The following is a 4,471-nucleotide window of genomic DNA, read 5'->3' on the forward strand; positions in this document are numbered from 1 at the left end:
ATATATTAATACATTCATTATCATACCTCCGATTTCCATACAGTTTATATGCCTAATACAAAAAAATATTTACAACTACTTACAGCAATGATTAATTATAAATTCGGGCAATGAATAACCATTGCCCTTATTATGAGCTATTCGCTAAAGGTTATCCTCTTTAAACAACTGTTCTAAGTTCAATGTTATATTCTTTTTATTCAATTCTTTTTCAATACATTCCCAACGCTTACGTTTAGCATCCTTAAGATTTGCTACGGCATTTTTTGCGTCAGCATCGCTCATACTACCGATATTTGATTTAAGCTGATAATCAAGATCATCATATTTTTGATGTTCTGATTTACATACACCAGAAATCGCTTTAGTTACAAGTCTGCTATCTTTATGCGGATCATATGTTTTGTATGCGGCAAAAGTTGAAGTACTGAATAACAACCCCAAAATTAGTAACTTTTTCATTTTATATAGCCTCTTAGTTATATGTTTTCTAAACCAAAATAACAATACAATCTGATACAGAAAACATCATGTTATGGATAACACGCATTATAATCACCTCCATTTTTCTGAACGCATTGTAACTTTTCAGAAAAATATGCCTCTTGAATTACTGGTTTGGCATTAGGACGAGAAAGGTGATTAGTTTTATTAATTAGTGAAAAAACACATTCTCTGAAAATGTTTTCCAGTTCAGTTTTCTTCTTAGAGTAATCGGCGTTAACGATATCCCTTCTATACATTTCCTGCTTTAGCATAGACTTAGGAAATTCACTGAATGGTCGCCAATCCTGAGAGTCTTTCCATGCTGTATATGGAGCTAATTGATTTTTCAATTCCTGACGGCAATTAGATTTATCTATTGCCAAATCATACAATTTAAGACTTACCCCATAATCTAAATAGTCCATTTCTGCCACATCTCTTTCTACTGAATCATTTGAGTAAGATGCTATTTCATCAAGTATCTTTTTAGTCAATTCAGTATTTTCTTTTAGATCTTTACTGATTAACTCTTGTGCTCGCTCCTTTCTACCAGCATCGGAAAATATAGCCACATACTTAGCCACCTTATCCTGTTCAGCTTTATCGGCTGCCGCTAAAGCATCTTGAGCCGCCTTTTCAGCCTTTATAACTTTTTGCTCTTCTACGAATTTGGCATAATCGGCAACGTTAGTAATGTTATTTTCACGAGCAATAGAAAAATCTTTGCCGTCTTTAAATCCAAGTTTTTGTGCTCTGGATTCATCACTTGAGGATCGGGCAGCACTTGCCACGAAAGCCAGTACAATGATCAATACTGGCACTGTATAATTGTTAACGAGTTTATAGGGTAAGTACTCAGCCCGGAGAGTACCTAAACCCAAAACAGCCCAACCTATCGCGGCAGTACTTGCCAGTAGCTGGCACAATCCAGCGACGGAAAGCATGACTACCGACCAGAAGCCTGTACCGACTGCGAAAAGATCACCAAATTTCTCCATTGACGCAAGGAATAAAAACACTCCCCAAATACCATAAATTCCTATTTTTAAATATTTACTCACCGTAATTATCCTTTAATAATTTTCCAAATCTATGGTTCGTTCTATTAGTATTATCGACAATAATTCGTTTGCCTTTAGGTAGAACCCTTAAAAAAGAATCCCCCCAAAATTTATAGATTAGCAGTTGTACCAGTCTCACCGTTTTGTCACTCCCGTTAGCTTATCTCAGGCCAAAAGTACGGACTTAAAGCCGTCCGTGTTCAGGTGCTCAAGGGTAGCACGCACATCAATAATCGATCGATAAAAACGATCGATTATTGATTTATTGATCGTTATAATCTATCAACAACTATTAATTCAATACAAATCAATAGGTAAAATCGATCAAGCGGATTCGCCATCCATGAAAAGGGTTATGTATCTGATTTCAATACGGGGAGTACTGGCGATTCCATCACGAAAACGATCTCAAAGCGTCGCTACGGCGTTTTATGGGGTTTTGTACATACGTGTATGTCAGTAACGAAGATCGCGTTCAGGGGCTTCCTGTGCGTTTTGCCCGAAACACCATTATGAAGGCGGATTAATTGGATCGGGGTCGCTTCGCTCTGGTCAGTACTGACAGGGCTTTTCCAGTAACTGAAACAGCAGGTACACACTAAGTACATAAAGGAATCATTAGTATAATAAGTAATGAAATAACAATAAGTTATGTACTTACTGACAGAACAATAAAACGCGATTGGTTCGCTCTGCCAGTGACTGAAAGGAACACAGCAGTAGAACCTAATCCAGCGAACAGTACACGCGAAGCGGGTGCTGTTTAAATGTTTTATCTATATAAACAATGTGATAGCTATCAAGTACTCACTACGTGAGCACTCTCACTAACTACCCGAAACAGTTCGCTTGCTTCGCCGCTCCTGCTTTCCGGTAGTTAATTCGCTTTCGCTCCTCGGTGTCATGTCCGAAATTTATTACCTAATAACTTTTTAAGGTATTATTTTCCGGACATTTATTGGTTTTATGATGGTGTTTCTGACAAATAAGCGGGACTATTTCTGTTTCTTTTGTACTGCTTTTTCGTACTTCTCGTACATGGCTGCCCTTTCCTCAGTACTGAGATCTTCGTTAGTAGTACTGGTAAGAAATGCCCTGAACGCTTCTAACTCAAGCCCTGGATTGCTGCCTTTCCAGCGGCGGAAACGCTTTGCTTTGGTATCATCAAGAGTGAAACGCTTTTCCTTGTTCATTGAGCCTTGCGGTCTGCCTCTCTGCCCTTGTTCATCATCATCAATACCAAGATCTATGTACTCAATGTTATCCGTAAGTGATCTCGCTTGCCATTCATCAAAAACATAGACTATCTGCGTTTCAGTACTGTCAAAATTCCTCGAAATCCCTCGTAGTACGAACTGGTGTAAACTTTCATATTCCCTTGCGGCGTGTATCGCCTCGCCGTCAATCTCAAAGAACAATTCACACTGTTTAGCTTCTGTTTCTGAGGGACGCATACAGGCCAACCAGACGCACGTCATAAGGTGTTGGTACTGGTTAAATCCTCTGGCATCCGGGCTGATCTCTGTGCCGTTCTTGAGGTTCTGAGAGTCGCTTTTGTTCTTCGTCCAGAAGAAGTCTTGCCCGGCAAGTCTGGTATCGAGGAAATCGTATATTTTTTGTACTTTATCAGGGTTGTTAGTTTTCCATGTCATTGATAGCTTGTGATTTTTTGAGAAGTAATAAACCTGTAATCTGTCTTTGAGTGCTGTTTTTCGTGTTAATAATCCTTCAAGTTCAGTACTTTCAAAGAGTTCTTTATTGCCTTTATAGATCAATGAGTTTTCAAAATTAGCCCCGAGAAAGGTAATTGATACATCTTTGTACTTATTGAGATCTTTCCAGGCGGTAATATTAAGCTGTTCCTTTTCCGTATCGGTAAAGTACTCATTATTCATTATAAAAAAATCATTATCATTCAATACTGAAAGTTGATTTAAAATGTTCTTTACTACATCGCCCTTTACTTCTGGATTTCTTTCAGCCGCAATATATATATTTCTGTCATCTAATGACTGAACTTTGTGGATTAAATAATTACGAATAACGTTTTTTATTTCAGCACTACCTTCATTTATGTTTTGGAAAGAGTGGAAATTAGTCACATCATCAATGTAAATATTCCAGTCAGATAACAATTCACGAGGGATTTTGAAAAATGTTTTATCTGTTATGATTAATGTTTTATTACTTCCAGATGAAAGGAATTCAATAGCCGAACTAATAACACTTTCATCTTTTGGTACTGTATCCGTAATAATATACTCGCAATTATTGATTTGCTTAGCCGTCTGCTTAATAAGTTCTTGTGTGTTCTGTACTACAATATATTTTTCAGCACTGTTATTGATTATATTACATATAGCTGTGGTTTTGCCTGAGCCACACTCAGCAGATACATACTTAAACTTGTTATAAATATGTGTAGGATTAATCATTTGTTCACGCTCCATGTTGATTAATTTAGAAAGGTCAGCCATTCCAGTGTCTGGCCTTTCGTCGTTTTAGTTATTGTATTTAGAGTATACATTATCAAACCTTAATCCCAAACTATAATGGAAAAGATCGAAAAAAAGAATTAACTTCCAATTATATGCTCGACTATTTTTAAGTCATCATTCTGAACACCCATGTACAGTACTTCACCATTTTTACTATTAATTACGATCGCTTGTTTTTCGTTAATTGCTATGTAATTAACAACTAAAAATATAGAATCGCTATAGCGTTTTATAACAATGCTTTTAATTACACGTTTAATCTTGATGTTAAAATCAAGTCTTATATCTACATTCATCGGATCGCGTAACTCCTCTGAATATTTTTTCAACTCATCGAATGTACCTACATTCACATTCAAACGTTTTAGATTCGATATTTCAGATTCGATTTCTCCAATTTTCTTCTGTAAATTTTTCAAAATTCTC

The 4,471-nt window shown here is 36.6% G+C and carries 3 protein-coding genes and 1 pseudogene; all 4 read right to left on the minus strand.

Annotated elements, in window-relative coordinates:
* Nucleotides 1-144 precede the first annotated feature (144 nt).
* Complete coding sequence (locus tag IM317_RS23525) at nucleotides 145-462, minus strand: hypothetical protein (protein ID WP_033144639.1); 318 nt, start codon at nucleotides 460-462, stop codon at nucleotides 145-147.
* Nucleotides 463-533: 71 nt separating this feature from the next.
* A complete protein-coding gene (locus IM317_RS23530; RefSeq protein ID WP_033144638.1) occupies nucleotides 534-1,547 on the minus strand; it encodes a hypothetical protein in 1,014 nt (337 codons plus the stop codon).
* A 995-nt stretch (nucleotides 1,548-2,542) separates the two neighbouring features.
* Nucleotides 2,543-3,982, minus strand: coding sequence for a type III restriction enzyme, res subunit (locus IM317_RS23535; protein ID WP_033146486.1), 1,440 nt, complete (start codon nucleotides 3,980-3,982; stop codon nucleotides 2,543-2,545).
* 140 nt (nucleotides 3,983-4,122) lie between these two features.
* A pseudogene (locus IM317_RS23540) lies at nucleotides 4,123-4,471 on the minus strand (recombinase family protein); the annotation flags it as partial.

This window comes from Enterobacter cloacae complex sp. S3 (assembly GCF_014930495.1).
Classification (GTDB): domain Bacteria; phylum Pseudomonadota; class Gammaproteobacteria; order Enterobacterales; family Enterobacteriaceae; genus Enterobacter; species Enterobacter asburiae_B.